10 protein-coding genes and 7 pseudogenes are annotated in these 15,730 nt (G+C 33.4%); 12 read left to right on the top strand and 5 right to left on the bottom strand.

Annotated elements, in window-relative coordinates:
- Nucleotides 1-78: 78 nt before the first annotated feature.
- Nucleotides 79-717 (bottom strand): glycosyltransferase family 2 protein, encoded by a 639-nt coding sequence (locus ACQ9BO_RS11965; protein ID WP_431244878.1) that lies wholly within the window; start codon nt 715-717, stop codon nt 79-81.
- Nucleotides 718-843: 126 nt separating this feature from the next.
- On the bottom strand, nt 844-1,659 hold the full coding sequence (locus ACQ9BO_RS11970) for a 2,3,4,5-tetrahydropyridine-2,6-dicarboxylate N-succinyltransferase (protein ID WP_431244879.1): 816 nt from the start codon (nt 1,657-1,659) through the stop codon (nt 844-846).
- A gap of 286 nt (nt 1,660-1,945) precedes the next feature.
- Here ACQ9BO_RS11970 and ACQ9BO_RS11975 point away from each other — a divergent pair.
- From ACQ9BO_RS11975 to ACQ9BO_RS11995, 5 genes and pseudogenes are all read left to right on the top strand, one after another.
- Nucleotides 1,946-2,577: pseudogene (locus ACQ9BO_RS11975) on the top strand (PAS domain-containing protein).
- Nucleotides 2,578-2,730: 153 nt separating this feature from the next.
- The gene (locus ACQ9BO_RS11980) at nt 2,731-2,976 is read left to right on the top strand and encodes a hypothetical protein (protein WP_431244880.1); all 246 of its coding nucleotides are present in this window, start codon (nt 2,731-2,733) and stop codon (nt 2,974-2,976) included.
- A complete protein-coding gene (locus tag ACQ9BO_RS11985) occupies nt 2,966-3,247 on the top strand; it encodes a type II toxin-antitoxin system RelE/ParE family toxin (protein WP_132990214.1) in 282 nt (93 codons plus the stop codon). Before ACQ9BO_RS11980 ends, ACQ9BO_RS11985 begins: the two co-directional genes overlap by 11 nt.
- A 23-nt stretch (nt 3,248-3,270) precedes the next feature.
- Entirely contained in the window at nt 3,271-3,687 is a 417-nt protein-coding gene (ruvX, locus tag ACQ9BO_RS11990; RefSeq protein WP_320566899.1) for a Holliday junction resolvase RuvX, read from the top strand.
- Between the two features lie 182 nt (nt 3,688-3,869).
- Nucleotides 3,870-5,305, top strand: a pseudogene (locus ACQ9BO_RS11995) (malate:quinone oxidoreductase).
- Between the two features lie 38 nt (nt 5,306-5,343).
- On the opposite strand, the gene ACQ9BO_RS12000 reads toward ACQ9BO_RS11995, so the two are convergent.
- Nucleotides 5,344-7,155: an FUSC family protein gene (locus ACQ9BO_RS12000; protein WP_431244881.1), complete on the bottom strand. Its 1,812-nt coding sequence runs from the start codon at nt 7,153-7,155 to the stop codon at nt 5,344-5,346.
- A complete protein-coding gene (locus tag ACQ9BO_RS12005; RefSeq protein ID WP_431244882.1) occupies nt 7,079-7,567 on the bottom strand; it encodes an FUSC family membrane protein in 489 nt (162 codons plus the stop codon). Before ACQ9BO_RS12005 ends, ACQ9BO_RS12000 begins: the two co-directional genes overlap by 77 nt.
- Before the next feature lie 203 nt (nt 7,568-7,770).
- Between ACQ9BO_RS12005 and def the strand changes: the two genes are divergently transcribed.
- The 3 genes and pseudogenes from def to mazG all read left to right on the top strand — a co-directional run bounded on the left by def (nt 7,771) and on the right by mazG (nt 9,770).
- Nucleotides 7,771-8,361: a peptide deformylase gene (gene def / locus ACQ9BO_RS12010; protein ID WP_431244883.1), complete on the top strand. Its 591-nt coding sequence runs from the start codon at nt 7,771-7,773 to the stop codon at nt 8,359-8,361.
- Nucleotides 8,362-8,419: 58 nt separating this feature from the next.
- Nucleotides 8,420-8,901: pseudogene (locus ACQ9BO_RS12015) on the top strand (DUF5606 family protein).
- A 98-nt stretch (nt 8,902-8,999) separates the two neighbouring features.
- The gene (gene mazG, locus ACQ9BO_RS12020) at nt 9,000-9,770 is read left to right on the top strand and encodes a nucleoside triphosphate pyrophosphohydrolase (RefSeq protein WP_431244884.1); all 771 of its coding nucleotides are present in this window, start codon (nt 9,000-9,002) and stop codon (nt 9,768-9,770) included.
- Here mazG and ACQ9BO_RS12025 read toward each other — a convergent pair.
- A pseudogene (locus tag ACQ9BO_RS12025) lies at nt 9,771-10,450 on the bottom strand (Crp/Fnr family transcriptional regulator).
- A gap of 194 nt (nt 10,451-10,644) precedes the next feature.
- Between ACQ9BO_RS12025 and ACQ9BO_RS12030 the strand changes: the two are divergent.
- The 4 genes and pseudogenes from ACQ9BO_RS12030 to ACQ9BO_RS12045 all read left to right on the top strand — a co-directional run bounded on the left by ACQ9BO_RS12030 (nt 10,645) and on the right by ACQ9BO_RS12045 (nt 15,729).
- A pseudogene (locus ACQ9BO_RS12030) lies at nt 10,645-13,030 on the top strand (heavy metal translocating P-type ATPase).
- Between the two features lie 116 nt (nt 13,031-13,146).
- Entirely contained in the window at nt 13,147-13,338 is a 192-nt protein-coding gene (gene ccoS, locus ACQ9BO_RS12035; protein ID WP_343533581.1) for a cbb3-type cytochrome oxidase assembly protein CcoS, read from the top strand.
- A 2-nt stretch (nt 13,339-13,340) separates the two neighbouring features.
- Nucleotides 13,341-15,528 (top strand): annotated as a pseudogene (gene ccoN, locus ACQ9BO_RS12040) (cytochrome-c oxidase, cbb3-type subunit I).
- 7 nt (nt 15,529-15,535) lie between these two features.
- Nucleotides 15,536-15,729 (top strand): annotated as a pseudogene (locus tag ACQ9BO_RS12045) (CcoQ/FixQ family Cbb3-type cytochrome c oxidase assembly chaperone).
- The last annotated feature ends 1 nt before the right edge of the window (nt 15,730 follow it).

The following is a 15,730-nucleotide window of genomic DNA, read 5'->3' on the forward strand; positions in this document are numbered from 1 at the left end:
TTTGCATATCTAGAAAAAACACCATACGCATCAATCGAAGTACTGCTAATCCCGGCACTCCATCAAGATAAACTCTTTTTACGAAGTAAGTATGGAAAAATCTATAAAAAGGTTTAAAGAATAATAGAAAAAGAGTTGCTTTTTTCCTTTTTGGTGTGACATTTTGGCCTGAAACCACGCATACTTATCTTTTTTGTAAATAAAATTGAACAGACCTTTATAGGTATAGTGTATCATGTAGTTTTTAAGTACAGGTGGCTTCGATTTCACAACTAATTTTTCGTGCACTTCATTTTCAAAACGAAGATTTTCATTTTTCATCAAACGTGTTACTTTGTCTGTGTAATGAAATAAAAAACGGTCCATAAAAAAATGAGGAAACCAGATTCTGTAAGCATCAGATTTATTTGAATGGATGCTTTCTAGGATTTCATCTCTAAGTTCAGGTGTAACTCTTTCGTCGGCATCAAGAAAAAGAATCCATTCTCCTTTAGCAGATTCAATTGCATGATTTCTTTGATTCGAATAATTATCGAATTTTCTAAAAAGAAGTTCAGCGCCAAGATCTATAACAATTTCAGCAGTTGCATCAGTGCTATGAGAATCTAAAACAATTATTTCATCTGCAAATGCGACAGATTTTATTGCATCAGCAATATGGGATTCTTCATTATAAGTTAATATAATGACAGATAATTTTTTATTTTTAGTAGACATAAACGGGCAGTTTTAAATCTTGTAAAATTTGTGCAATAGTATAATTTTTTTTCTGATAATGCAAAAAAAATCCAAATTCCAATTATTACATTGGAATTTGGATTTTTTAATTGATTTTTATTAAATCTACACCGCAACGTCGTATTCGCGAAGCGCATTGTTTAATGAAGTTTTTAAATCTGTAGATGGTTTACGAGTACCAATAATCAAGGCGCATGGAACTTGGAATTCTCCAGCCGCAAATTTCTTAGTATAACTTCCTGGAATTACAACAGAACGTGCAGGAACAAAACCTTTCATTTCAACCGGCTCATCACCTGTAACGTCAATAATTTTTGTTGAAGCAGTTAAGCAAACGTTAGCACCAAGAACAGCTTCTTTGCCCACGTGAACTCCTTCTACAACAATACAACGAGAACCAATAAATGCACCATCTTCAATGATTACTGGAGCGACTTGCAATGGTTCAAGAACACCACCAATACCAACACCACCACTTAAGTGTACGTTTTTCCCAATTTGTGCACAGCTTCCAACAGTTGCCCAAGTGTCAACCATAGTTCCTTCGTCAACATAAGCACCAATATTTACGTAACTTGGCATCAAGATAACACCGCTAGAAATATAAGCTCCGTAACGTGCAACAGCATTTGGCACTACACGAATTCCTTTTTCAGCATATCCTCTTTTTAGCAACATTTTATCGTGGTATTCAAAAATACCAGACTCCCATGTTTCCATTTTTTGAATTGGGAAATACATTACAACCGCTTTCTTAACCCATTCGTTTACTTGCCAGCCTTCGCCAACAGGTTCAGCAACACGTAATTTTCCTGCATCTACTAGTTCGATAACTTCTCTGATAGCATCAGTTGTAGCAGTTTCTTGTAATAAAGCTCTGTTTTCCCAAGCTTGTTCAATTATAGTCTGTAAAGAATTCATAAGTTTTAATTTTTGGCAAAGATAAGGTATTTGTGTAAAAGCGAAAAAGTAAAACCTTTTGAAAGTGTTACATGTGTAACATTTTGTTTTGAATTTGATAAATAAAATAAATCCTTCATGGATCTATAACTTTTAAAATACCTCTAAAAGTTTTTTTTATATCAAAATATGACAAAAATCAGATTTTGTCTTTTTTCTTCAGATTAATTTCGCGCAGTTAATTTCAATGAAACAATTGAAATTAATTAAAACTACTCCAAAACAAATTAATAAGTACGACAACATTATGAATCAGGAAAATCAACTTCAAGGCAAAATTGCAATAATCGATAAAGAAGTTACTTGGGACAAGACACAGGTTATTATGAGTAAAACAAATGCCTTTGGTATTATTGAATATGCTAATGAAGTATTTGTTGATGTTTCAGGTTACGAAGATTATGAATTAATGGGACAGCCTCATAATATTATACGTCATCCAGATATGCCAAAAGTTATTTTTAAAGTATTATGGGAAAATCTTAAACAAGGAAAAAATTTTCACGCAATAGTAAAAAACTTGGCAAAATCTGGAAGATACTATTGGGTTATTACCGATTTTGAAATTGCAAAAGATGAAAATGGTGTAATCGTCAATTATTTTGGAAGACGTCAATCAGTTCCGCATGAAGTGATTTCATTGCATATTGAGCCATTATATAAAAAGCTTTTACAAATTGAAGCCGCCAGCGGAGTTGAATTCAGTGAAAAATATTTAATTGGATTTTTAGAAGAAAAAAGAGATCATACGTAGAGTATATTAAGGAGTTGATTCTTGAGCATGAAAAATCCCAATCTAAATTTGTGCAATATGAAGAACAAACAGAAGACGAAGAAGAGGAGGAAAGAGGCTTTTTTAGACGACTATTTAATAGATAGATTTGAATTTTTTAGGTTTTGAATATTTTGGACGAATCCGCTTTAAAGTTTTTTAAAGCGGATTTTTATTTTAAATATCCAATTGCTGTAATGTTAAATATGGAAAATCTGCGTAGAAAATGCACTATATTTGTATTGTAAAATAAAAATATTATGGAAGCAATTAGATTAGAATTTCAGCCAGAAATCAAAGATAAGATCTTGAAATTATTAAGTTCGTTTTCTTCTGATGAATTGAAAATAGTTGAGGAGAATAATTTTGTTGATCCTAATTTTATTAAAAACAAAAGAAAGCTTGAAGCCACAGCGGCTAAAATTGATAACGGCACGGCAAAGTTTTATTCATTTGAGGAAGTCGATGAAATCTTAGAAAAAACTATCTCTAAATATGAAAGTTAGTTTTACTGAAGATTTTATATTGCAACTAAAAGAACAAATAAGATATATAGCTAAAGATAAACCAATTGCGGCAAGAAAATTTAAAAAGGATCTGCTTAAAAATATTAAAAAAGATTTAGTAAGCCCTTTTCACTTTAAAAAATCCATTTATTTTAAAGAAGAAAAATATAGAGACTATGTTTTTAAAGGCTACACTGTAGTTATTAGAATTGAATCAGAAATAGATATTGTTTATATTATTGGTATTCTAAAATACAATGAATTGTTTTAAAGGAAACCTGCTAAAAAAATAAAATGCCAAGAATTCTCTCCATAGACTACGGACAAAAGCGCACCGGAATTGCCGTTACAGACGAAATGCAAATTATCGCATCAGGCTTGACTACAATTCCGACACATACCTTAATTGATTTTTTAAAAGATTATTTTGCCAAAGAAAAAGTCGAAGCGGTTTTAATTGGCGAACCAAAACAAATGAATGGACAGCCTTCGGAAAGTGCTTCCATTATAAAAGGTTTTGTAACTCATTTTTCAAATATTTTTCCAGACATGAAAGTGGTTCGCGTTGATGAGCGTTTTACTTCAAAAATGGCATTTCAAACCATGATTGACAGTGGTCTGAGTAAAAAACAGCGCCAAAATAAAGGACTGATCGATGAAATTTCTGCAACGATTATGCTACAAGACTATCTTTCTTCTAATCGATTTTAAGTTTCCGGCTTAAAAATTTCACTTTATTTAGAAAAAATATGATTTCCTAACTTTTATCATGCAAAATTTAGTTTTTTTTTGCGATTGAAAAAAGTACCTTTGCATTTTTAAAAACAAATACTGTTATGCCTGACAATACAATACGTTCCAATAGTGATGTAGTGCTTATTGGAGCTGGAATTATGAGTGCAACTCTTGGATTAATTTTGAAAGAGTTGCAACCGGATATTAAAATTGAAATTTACGAAAGATTAGATGTTGCTGCCGCTGAAAGCTCTGATGCTTGGAATAATGCAGGAACTGGACACTCTGCTTTTTGTGAATTAAATTATACACCAGAAAAGGCGGATGGAAGTATTGATCCTAAAAAAGCAATCAGCATAGCAGAATCTTTTGAAATCTCACGTCAGTTTTGGTCCTATCTAGTGAAGGAAAAGAAAGTTCCTTCTCCAGAGAATTTCATAAAAAGTGTTCCGCATATGAGTTTTGTGTGGGGCGATAAAAACGTTGAATATTTAAAAACGAGATTCGCCGCTTTACAAAGCAATCCAATTTTTTCTGAAATGGAATTCAGCACTGATTTTGAGCAGTTGAAAAAATGGATGCCATTAGTGATGGAAGGCAGAGAAAATGATCAAAAATTGGCGGCTACGTACATGGAAATTGGTACCGACGTTAATTTCGGAGCTTTGACCAGAAGCATGTTCAATTATCTTGAAAAATTAGATGGCGTAAGTTTGTTTTTTAATCACGAGGTTAAAAAATTAAGACAGCGCGAAGATAAATCTTGGAGAATCAAAATCACGGATCTTTCTACTGGACAAAAACGCAAAGCTTATACAAGTTTTGTATTTATTGGAGCAGGAGGTGGTTCATTGCCATTATTAGAAAAAGCCGATGTTCCAGAAGGAAAAGGATACGGAGGATTTCCAGTAAGTGGTCAATGGTTGAAATGTACCAATCCAGAAGTTATTGCAAAACACCAAGCTAAAGTTTACGGAAAAGCTAGCGTTGGAGCCCCTCCAATGTCAGTACCACATATTGATACCCGCGTAATTGATGGTGAAAAAGCATTGCTTTTTGGTCCATTTGCAGGTTTTTCAACTCGTTTTTGAAAAATGGTTCTTATTTAGATTTGCCTTTGTCCATCAAGTCAAACAATTTAATTCCGATGTTGGCGGCTGGATATCACAATATTCCATTGACAAAATACTTAATTGAGCAAGTGCGTCAGTCTCCAAAAGACAGAATGAAAGCGCTTCGTGAATATTTGCCTTCGGCACGTTCTAAAGATTGGAAACTTGAAAAAGCAGGTCAGCGTGTTCAAGTAATCAAAAAAGATGAAAAAGAAGGTGGGGTTTTAGAGTTTGGTACTGAGGTAATCAACACACACGACGGAACTCTTGCGGTTCTTTTAGGCGCTTCGCCTGGAGCATCAACAGCCGTTGCAATTATGGTGGATCTTGTAAGCAGATGTTTTACAAATCAAATAAAAACACCAGAGTGGGAAGCAAAATTGAAAAAAATGATTCCTTCTTATGGTCAAACTTTGAATGACAAACCAGAACTTTTGGCTCAACTTAGAAAAGAAACTTCAGAAGTTTTGAAGCTTAATTAAACTTAAAGTTAGATAAAAAAATAGCAAATCCAGATGAATTAATCTGGATTTGTTGCTTTTAGCTCTTTTGTAATTTTTAAAATCTTTTCGGCTAGATTGCTCATCCATATTAATTGTTCAATTACCATTTGGGCTTCCTGCATTTTGGCTTGGCGCGTTTCTTTGTCGAGTTCATCGTCTGCGGCAAGACGCGTAAAGTTTTTGCGTTTTAATTCTTCAAATTGCAGTGTTACATCTTCTTTGTCAAAAAACGTATCCTTAATAATCATTTCATTTCTCAGAATAGAAATCGACTGATCCAAATTAGATAAAATCGTTTTGATAATGTAATTAAAAGAATCTGAGGCCGATGTAGTTTGATGGGATTGAATATAAGTTGATAGTGAAGCCAAAGCCGATAAAATAGAGTGATTCAGCACAACCAATTTATTTACCAAAGGCATTGTTTTTTGCTTTGATTTTGGCTCTTGCATCATACGCTGAAATGATGTCATTAAGTTGCCAATTTCAACAAAAGCATGTTTTCTTGCTAGTCGATATGAAGTTGGGACTTCTCCTTTTTTATTATAAAAATCAGCAATTTCTTTAAGATAATTTCGATTTGCCCGAATCGAATTTTCAATATGTATCGGCGTATTTATAAATTCCCACGCCGGCCATAAAAATTGATTGGCAATAAAGGCCAAAATGGCTCCTGCAAGCGAATCTAAAATCCTGAATTGAATTACCTCAACAACATTTGGCGTCAAAATTCCGTAAATAAAAACGACGTACATAGTAACAAAGGTCGCACTGATTTTGTAGTTGATTTGTGTAAATGAGATTCCCAAAAGCATGCAGACAATGGAAAAGATGCTCAACGCAATGTGATTTTGAATGACAGATACAATTCCGAAGGCGATAACACCTCCCAAAATGGTACCGAAAATCCTGTTGTAAGAGCGCTCTTTTGTCAATCCATAACCGGGACGCATAATCACAACGATTGTCAATAAAATCCAATAGACATTTTGAAACGGAAGTATTTTTCCAATCAGAAAACCAATTAAAATTGTAATTGTCAATCGTATTGAATGCCTGAAAATAGAAGATGAAAAAGTTAGGTTTTCAATCAATGTGCGTAACGGATAATATTGTGGCGTCAAGAATTTTTCTAACTCTTTGTCTTTGTCTTTCAGTTTGTAAGATTGCATCGCCAACGAAAAAGCACGCTGAATGATTTTGATTTTTCCAACTTGATTTTTGGCATAATTCAGCATGTTGGTCAACATTAAAACGCCTTCTGATGCTTCATCTTTTCCTAAACTTTTCTCATAATCAAAAATGGCAAATTCAAGAGCATCCAATTCATTTTTCAGATCATTTTTGTCGACATAAACTGCAATGTGATGTACATTTTTAGAAAGTTTTTTTAAAGTTGAAGCCAGTTTGTAGGCTACATTTTGATAAGTGCGAAGTACTTCTGGATGTTTGGCGAATTTTTCATGAAGTTTACTATGATCAAATGAAGTATAAAGCGCAAGTTCCTGAATTTCGACCAAAGTAATAAAAACCAAAAGCATTTTACGGTTTTGAGCCGTCGTACCAGACGCATTTTGGTTTCCAATCAGCATTTTTCTTAAATCTTCATGAATCAAATTCAATTCAACTTGAACGGCTAATTGTTTTTCTGTAATGGCATCTCTATTGGCTTCGGGATTCCATAAATCGCCTCTTAATTTCAAATATTTTGCTGTAAGTTTTATTCCTTCTGCAATTTCTAATTCAACATATTTATAAGGTTGTATAAAATGAAAAACAAGCGAAACAATTAGGTATAAAATTCCTCCAATAAAAATAAATGCGAGCATATTCAATCGCTTGCCAGCCTTGGTTTAAATGTCCAAATGATAATGAAATCGACAACAAAGCAGAAAATGATACAAGTGTTGCACGTTGTCCATAAACCGAAATCATTGAACATAAAAACAATAAAATACCCAAGAAAGGATAAAATAAGAGTGGGTACGGATAAGCAAAATTTACAAGTAAAGTCACTCCAGAGACAATAAATGAAGCAACAATAAGGCCCTTTATTTTATGGCTCAACGAACTTGGAATATCACTAGGATAAGTATAAAAAGCACCAAGCGCTATGGTAAACCCAATCTCAAAATGTCCAAAGAAATTTAAAATCACAACAGGAACTACAGAAGCAATAGTTACTTTTGAGGCGTTTAAGAAAGAAGTACTGTTCGTGAATTTCGAGATGCGATCAAACATATATAAAGGTTTACTAACAAAGGTAAGAATTGTACGAATTAATTTGGCATAATTATAGATGAGATTTTAACATATGAGCAAAAAATAAGATATAATATGTTGTTTGAAATCATTCGTAGACTATTTTTTACTATTTTTGCCAGCTGAATTGAGGTAAACTAAAATTCAGTTTTTACAGTAGATAATGCAATAAAATAATACAAATGATTTTACCAATTGTAGGATATGGTGATCCTGTTTTAAGAAAAGTAGGTGTGGCAATTACGCCAGAATATCCAAACCTAAAAGAAACAATAGCAAACATGTATGAAACCATGTACAATGCTTACGGTGTTGGGCTTGCCGCGCCGCAGGTAGGTTTAGCAATTCGTTTGTTTGTTATTGATACAACTCCTTTTAGTGAAGATGATGATTTAGGAACCGATGAGGCTAAAGAATTAAAAGGATTCAAAAAAACTTTTATCAATGCTAAAATCGTTAAGGAAGAAGGGGAAGAGTGGAGCTTTAATGAAGGATGCCTTAGTATTCCTGATGTTCGCGAAGATGTCTATAGAAAACCAACCGTTACGATCGAGTATTGTGAAGAGGATTTTGTGATGAAAACCGAAGTTTTTGACGGATTGATTGCAAGAGTTATTCAACATGAATATGATCATATCGAGGGAGTTTTATTTACCGATAAAATATCTTCTTTGAAAAAGCGTTTGATTCAAAAGAAATTGAAAAATATCACCGAAGGAAAGACTTTTCAAGAATACAGAATGAAATTTGCAACTGCTAAAAAAGGAAGATAATCATTCGGAAGCGACGAAAACATACAATAAAAATTCCTAATACTAATATTAATAAAACATGAATTTAGACAAAATTTTAGCCATTTCAGGGAAACCAGGTTTATATGTACTTAAAGTTCAGACTCGTACAGGTTTTGTGGCGGAATCATTAACAGATGGAAAAAAATCACAGTGAACTTAAAAAGCAATGTAAGTTTATTGTCAGAAATTTCAATTTATACATACGAAGGTGAAAAACCATTAACTGAAGTAATGCAAAAAATTGCGACTAAAGAAAATAAAGGTCAAGCGATTTCGCATAAAGAAGATAATGCTACTTTAAGCGCATATTTTAAAGAAATTTTGCCTGAATATGATGAAGAAAGAGTTTATCCTTCTGATATTAAAAAAGTATTAAGCTGGTACAACACGCTTCAAGCAAAAGGTTTAGTTACAGATTTAGCTCCGGCGGCAGTTGAAGCAACTGAAGAAGCTCCGGTAGCTGAAGAAAAACCTAAAAAAGCACCTGCTAAAAAAGCAAAAGCTAAAAAAGAAGAATAGTAGTCAACTACTTTTAAATATATTGATCCTGTTGAGATATTTTCTTGACAGGATTTTTTACTTTTACACTATTCTGTTACAATTCAAAAAACATTAAAATGAGCAAGGAACTTCAGCTTAAAGCTTTCGAAAGGTTATTAATTATCATGGATGAACTTCGTGAGCAATGTCCGTGGGATAAAAAACAAACATTGCAGACTTTGCGTCATTTGACAATCGAAGAAACATACGAGCTTGGAGATGCCATTTTAGATAATGATTTAAACGAAGTTAAAAAAGAGCTTGGCGATTTGTTGCTTCACATTGTTTTTTATGCCAAAATAGGCTCAGAAACCAATGATTTTGATATTGCTGATGTATGTAATGAAATTTGTGATAAATTGATTCATCGTCATCCGCATATTTACGGCGATACTGTTGTAAAAGATGAAGAAGAAGTAAAGCAGAATTGGGAGAAACTCAAATTAAAAGAAGGCAAAAAATCAGTTTTAGAAGGAGTTCCAAGAAGTCTTCCAGCATTAGTAAAAGCAAGCAGAATTCAAGATAAAGTAAAAGGCGTTGGATTTGATTGGGAGGAACCTCATCAAGTTTGGGACAAGGTTCAGGAAGAATTAGAAGAGCTTCAAGTTGAAGTAAAATCAGGAAATCAGGATAAAATAGAAGCTGAATTTGGCGACGTTTTATTCTCGATGATCAATTACGCCCGATTTTTAAATGTAAATCCCGAAGATGCTTTGGAACGAACCAATAAAAAATTCATTAAGCGTTTTCAGTATTTGGAGAGCAAAGCCAGTGAATTAGGAAAACCTCTTTCAGAAATGACTTTGGCTGAAATGGATGTTTTTTGGAACGAAGCTAAAAAGCTTTAATTATTCGGCCATTTTTTTTAATGCTCGAACATTTTTCAGCATAATTTTTTTCCGACAAGTTCAATCAAATCCAGTTTGTTAAAATCAGATAAAAGTCGAATACAGCTTTCAGTTGCTGTACCAATAATTCCTGCAAGTTCTTCGCGAGTAAGTTGAACTTTCAAGGTTTTATCGTCATTTTCTCCAAATTCGTCATGAAGATGCAATAAGGTTTCTGCAAGACGCTGTTTTACTGTTTTTTGGACTAAAGCAATTTTGTCGTTTTCAGATTCTTTCAAATCTTCACAAATAGATTGCATTAAATTCAAAGAAAATTGATTGTTATTGTTGAAAAAATGTATGATTTCTGATTTAGGAATAAAACATACTTCCATGTCAGCAATTGCTTTAGCAGATAAATTAGCTGGTTCATTGCTGATCATAGAGCGTTGGCCTAAAAGTTCACCAGACTTTACCAGTTTTACAATTTGATCTTTTCCGTTTGCGCTCAATTTTGATAATTTCCCAACGCCATCTTTTACACAAAATACGCCATTAGTAACTTCTCCTTCTTCAAAAATAGCTTCACCTTTTTTAATTGAGTAACTTGTTTTGCTATTCGCTAACTTGATAACTTCTTCTTTACTAAGGGCTTTTAAAGACGACAACTGGCGTACAATACATTGATCACATTTATTCATCGCAATATAATTTAGTGCAAAATTAACCAATATTCGCATTGAAAGACATTAAAATTTGAAGAAAAATTTTACGGATGTAATTTGCCTGTTTTATTTTATTAAATTAGAATTTGATTTCATTTTCATATGATAAATGTCATATTTATAGTTAATTCTTATTTGGAATATTTGTTACATTAAAAAAGAAACAAATTATGACTGAGCAGAGCTGTTTTCATTGTGGAATCGATATTCCTAAAAATGAAGAAATCAATTTTGATGAAAAAAGTTTTGTTGCGCCGGCTGTAAAACAGTCTATGAAATTTTTAGCCTCCATGATTTAACCTGCTATTATGATTTTGAAAAATCGCCAGGTGCTACTCCTCAAGACATTCAAGGGAAATATGATTTTTTAGACAATGAATCCATTTCTTCAAAAATAATCGAATTTCACGAAGGGAATACTTCGATAGTTTCTTTAAATATTCCTCATATACATTGCAGTTCTTGTATTTGGATTCTGGAAAATCTGAACAGAATTCAGCCAGGAATTAGCATGTCTCAAGTTAATTTTCCACAAAAAAAGTCCGAATTACATTTAACACTGAGCTAGTTTCTCTCAAATCGATAGCGTATTTGCTGAGTTCGATAGGATACGAACCGTATATCAGTCTTGAAAATTATGAAACAGGAAAAAGCAATGTTGACCGAAGTTTGACGTATAAATTGGGAGTCGCATTTTTTTGTTTTGGAAACATTATGTTGCTTTCATTTCCAGAATATTTCGAAATCAAAGAATTTTGGCTGGATAATTATAAACCTTTTTTCAGGATTCTGATTTTTCTTTTGGCTCTGCCAAGTTTTTTATATTCAGCGAGCGGTTATTATGTTTCGGCATATAAAAGTATAAATTCAAGAATGTTGAATATTGATATCCCGATCGCATTGGGCATTATTGTCATGTTCGTCAGAAGTACTTTTGATATTATAATGAATTACGGAGGAGGTTTTTTTGACAGCCTTACAGGTTTAGTTTTCTTTATGCTTTTAGGGAAAATGTTTCAAATTAAAACGTACAGTTTCTTAAGCTTTGAAAGAGATTTCAAATCGTATTTCCCAATTGCAGTTACAAGAATCAATTCAGATGCTTCAGAGGAAAGCGTTCCTATTTATGATGTTTTAAAAGGAAACAGATTATTGATCAGAAACCAAGAATTGATTCCGGTCGATGGTATTTTGATCAGCGAAAAAGCCGAAATTGATTATAGTTTTGTTACCGGAGAAGCAGTTCCAATCAACAAAAAATCAGGAGATAAAGTTTTTGCTGGTGGAAAACAGATTGGAAAAGTCATTGAAATGGAAGTATTGCATTCGGTTTCTCAAAGTTATCTTACGCAGTTATGGAGCAATGAAATTTTCCAGAAAAAAGTCGTTCAAAAGCATAAAACCATAACAGATAAAATCAGCCGATATTTTACTCCGATATTATTATTGATCGCTTTTGCTGGATTTGGTTATTGGATATTTATTGATGCCAATACTGCTTTCAATGTTTTCACTGCGGTATTAATTGTTGCTTGTCCATGCGCTCTGGCACTAACGGCTCCATTTACTTTCGGAAATATTCTCAGAATTATGGGAAAACAAAAAATGTATCTCAAAAATGCTTTGGTAATAGAGCAATTGGCAAAAGTAGATACTATTGTTTTTGACAAAACAGGGACGATTACAACAAATAAAAAGTCAAATATTATTTATGAAGGAACTGTGATTTCGGATGAAAATATGATTTTATTGAAAAATGTACTGCGTGCTTCAAATCATCCATTAAGCAGAATGTTGTATGATTTTTTGCCAGAAACAAAACGAATCAAAATTGATGAATTTCAGGAAATTACGGGAAAAGGATTGTTGGCCAAAGCTGATAATAAAACAATAAAAATTGGTTCGGCGACATTTGTTGGAAGCCCAGATTTAGATACATCAGAAATTGAAAAAACGGCTCTTCATGTCAAAATAAACGATATATATTACGGACAATTTAATTTCCAAAATCAATATAGAGATGGTCTTGCAACGTTATTTTCTACTTTAAGCCGAAATTACAAGTTAAAAGTGCTTTCAGGAGATAATGACGGAGAAAGAGCTAATCTTGAAAATATTCTTCCAAAAGACACAGAACTTATCTTTAATCAAAAGCCGGAACAAAAACTCGAATTCATAAAAAAACTCCAGGAAGAAGGACAAAATGTTATGATGGTTGGTGATGGCTTGAATGATGCCGGAGCATTGGCGCAAAGTAACGTTGGAATTTCAATTTCAGAAAATGTCAATGTTTTTTCTCCTGCCTGTGATGCAATCTTAGATGCAATCGAGTTTTCAAGATTGGATTATTTTTTAAAATTATCGCATAAATCGATTCTGATTATCAAAATGAGTTTCGTTTTATCACTACTTTATAATGTCGTAGGACTTGCCTTTGCAATCACTGGAAATTTGTTGCCATTAGTGGCGGCGATCATCATGCCGTTGAGCACAATTACGATTGTGAGTTTTGTGACTTTAATGTCTAACTATTTCAGTAAGAGTAATTTAAACTGATTATAAATAATACTGAGGAGTTTTTTTACTAAATTTATCATAAGTCTTTTTACTATGATAATTATCATATTTTATACAATAGTAACCTACTAATTTTGTTAACATAAATTTAAGGTATGAGTGTAATTTATCTATTAATTTCAGTTAGTATTTTCGTAGCAATTGGGTTTTTCATTGCTTTTATTATCGCTGTCAAATCTGGACAATACGATGATGACTATACGCCTTCTGTCAGAATGCTTTTTGACGACGAAACCAAAATTACTCCCCAGAAAAATAATTCACCAACCGAAGAAAAACAAGTATAATTATGGAAATGGAACAGTTTTATTACGACAACAAAATTGTAAAAAAATTCATTTATGCCACTATCCTCTTTGGAGTAGTTGGTATGTTAGTGGGACTGACCTTAGCGGTTATGTACCTTTTTCCCAACATGACAGACGGAATCTCTTGGTTGAGCTACGGCCGATTGAGACCCTTGCATACAAATGCGGTTATTTTTGCCTTTGTAGGGAATGCCTTTTTTGCGGGTTTATATTACTCGTTGCGGCTGTTTGTTGAAAGCCAGAATGTTCAGTGATTTTTTAAGTAATCTGCATTTTTGGGGCTGGCAGTTGATCATTGTTGCCGCCGCTATTACGCCGCCATTAGGTTATACTTCTTCAAAAGAATATGCCGAGTTAGAATGGCCTATTGATATTGCAATTGCCGTAATCTGGGTAGTGATGGGAATCAATATGATAGGTACAATGCTTCGCAGAAGAGAAAGACATTTATATGTTGCGATCTGGTTTTATTTGGCCACATTTGTAACAGTAGCTGTACTTCATATTTTTAATAATATTGAATTGCCAGTTTCGGCTTTAAAAAGTTATTCGGTTTACGCTGGTGTTCAGGATGCCTTGGTACAGTGGTGGTACGGGCATAATGCAGTTGCCTTTTTCTTGACAACACCATTTTTGGGATTGATGTATTATTTTGTTCCTAAAATCGCGAACCGTCCTATTTATTCTTATAGATTATCTATTATTCACTTTTGGTCATTAATCTTTATTTACATTTGGGCAGGACCACACCATTTATTGTATTCTGCTTTGCCAAATTGGGCTCAGAATTTAGGTGTAGTATTTTCTGTAATGCTTATTGCTCCATCTTGGGGAGGTATGATCAACGGACTTTTGACTTTAAGAGGTGCGTGGGACAAAGTTCGTGAAGAACCCGTTTTAAAATTCTTTGTTGTAGCAATTACAGGCTACGGAATGGCAACTTTTGAAGGTCCAATGCTTTCTTTTAAAAATGTAAACGCTATTGCGCATTATACAGACTGGATTATTGCACACGTACACGTAGGAGCATTAGCATGGAACGGATTTATGTCATTTGCCATTATTTATTGGTTGATTCCAAGAATGACAAAAAGTACTTTGTTCTCTAAAAAATTGGCTAATTTCCATTTCTGGATTGGAACTTTAGGAATTATATTATATGCACTTCCAATGTATGTGGCAGGTTTCCAGCAAGCATCTATGTGGAAACAATTTAATCCAGATGGAACTTTAACTTATGGAAACTTCCTTGAAACAGTTACTGCAATTATGCCATTATACTGGATGAGAGCAATTGGTGGTACTTTATATTTAGTTGGAATGCTGACTTTGGTGTACAACATTATAATGACTATTAAAGCAGGAGATACTATTGAAGATGAATTGGCTCAAGCTCCAGCTTTGCAAACAATAAGTGGTAACAGACTTAGAGGAGAGAAATTCCATACTTGGTTGGAAAGAAAACCTATTCAATTAACCATTTTAGCTACGATTGCAATCTTGATTGGAGGAATTATTCAAATTGTGCCAACAATTATGGTAAAATCAAATATCCCGACAATTTCAAGCGTGAAACCTTATACGCCATTAGAACTTGAAGGACGTGATTTATATATTAGAGAAGGTTGTGTGGGCTGTCACTCACAGTCAGTACGCCCATTCAGAAGTGAAGTAGAGCGTTATGGGCCACAATCTAAGGCAGGAGAATTTGTTTATGATCATCCATTTTTATGGGGCTCAAAACGTACAGGTCCAGATTTGCTTAGAGTAGGAGGCAAGTACAATGACAACTGGCATTTCAATCACATGTGGAATCCACAAAGTACTTCTGCAGGTTCAATTATGCCAGGCTACAAATGGTTGTTTGATAATAAACCGCTGGATATTTCATTGACTCAAAAGAAAATGCAGGCAATGGTTTCTCTTGGAGTTCCATATTCTGAGGCTGAAATTGCAAACGCTCAAAAAACATTGAGAGATCAAGCTGTCAAAATTGAGAAAAGCTTAGAAAATGATCCTGATTTCGTAAAAAGTTATGCAGATAGCAAAAAGAAAGCAGAAGCTAAAGGCGAAAAATTTGTTCCAATGAACGAAAGAGAAATTGTTGCCTTGATTGCTTATATACAAAGACTTGGTACTGATATTAAGGTAAAAGAAACTTCTAAATAACAGCATTATGTTTGAACAGATAAAACACAATATGGAGACGATATCGGGTGTAGAAATTTACCCGATTCTCTCTCTAATGATCTTCTTTTTGTTTTTCGTAGGATTAGCCTTTTGGGTGTTTTCATACAAAAAGGAAAAGATTAAAGAAATGAGTGAAATTCCTTTAAACGAGGACTTGGTATAATTTCAAAAGATAAATAAA

The organism is Flavobacterium sp. P21 (assembly GCF_050632225.1).
Taxonomy (GTDB): Bacteria; Bacteroidota; Bacteroidia; order Flavobacteriales; family Flavobacteriaceae; genus Flavobacterium.

Excerpts from the sequence above, each read along its gene's own strand:
- ACQ9BO_RS11965 (WP_431244878.1), bottom strand. The coding sequence starts at position 717 with ATGTCTACTAAAAATAAAAAATTATCTGTCATTATATTAACTTATAAT.
- ACQ9BO_RS11970 (WP_431244879.1), bottom strand. The coding sequence starts at position 1,659 with ATGAATTCTTTACAGACTATAATTGAACAAGCTTGGGAAAACAGAGCT.
- ACQ9BO_RS11980 (WP_431244880.1), top strand. The coding sequence starts at position 2,731 with ATGGAAGCAATTAGATTAGAATTTCAGCCAGAAATCAAAGATAAGATC.
- ACQ9BO_RS11985 (WP_132990214.1), top strand. The coding sequence starts at position 2,966 with ATGAAAGTTAGTTTTACTGAAGATTTTATATTGCAACTAAAAGAACAA.
- ruvX (WP_320566899.1), top strand. The coding sequence starts at position 3,271 with ATGCCAAGAATTCTCTCCATAGACTACGGACAAAAGCGCACCGGAATT.
- ACQ9BO_RS12000 (WP_431244881.1), bottom strand. The coding sequence starts at position 7,155 with ATGCTCGCATTTATTTTTATTGGAGGAATTTTATACCTAATTGTTTCG.
- ACQ9BO_RS12005 (WP_431244882.1), bottom strand. The coding sequence starts at position 7,567 with ATGTTTGATCGCATCTCGAAATTCACGAACAGTACTTCTTTCTTAAAC.
- def (WP_431244883.1), top strand. The coding sequence starts at position 7,771 with ATGATTTTACCAATTGTAGGATATGGTGATCCTGTTTTAAGAAAAGTA.
- mazG (WP_431244884.1), top strand. The coding sequence starts at position 9,000 with ATGAGCAAGGAACTTCAGCTTAAAGCTTTCGAAAGGTTATTAATTATC.
- ccoS (WP_343533581.1), top strand. The coding sequence starts at position 13,147 with ATGAGTGTAATTTATCTATTAATTTCAGTTAGTATTTTCGTAGCAATT.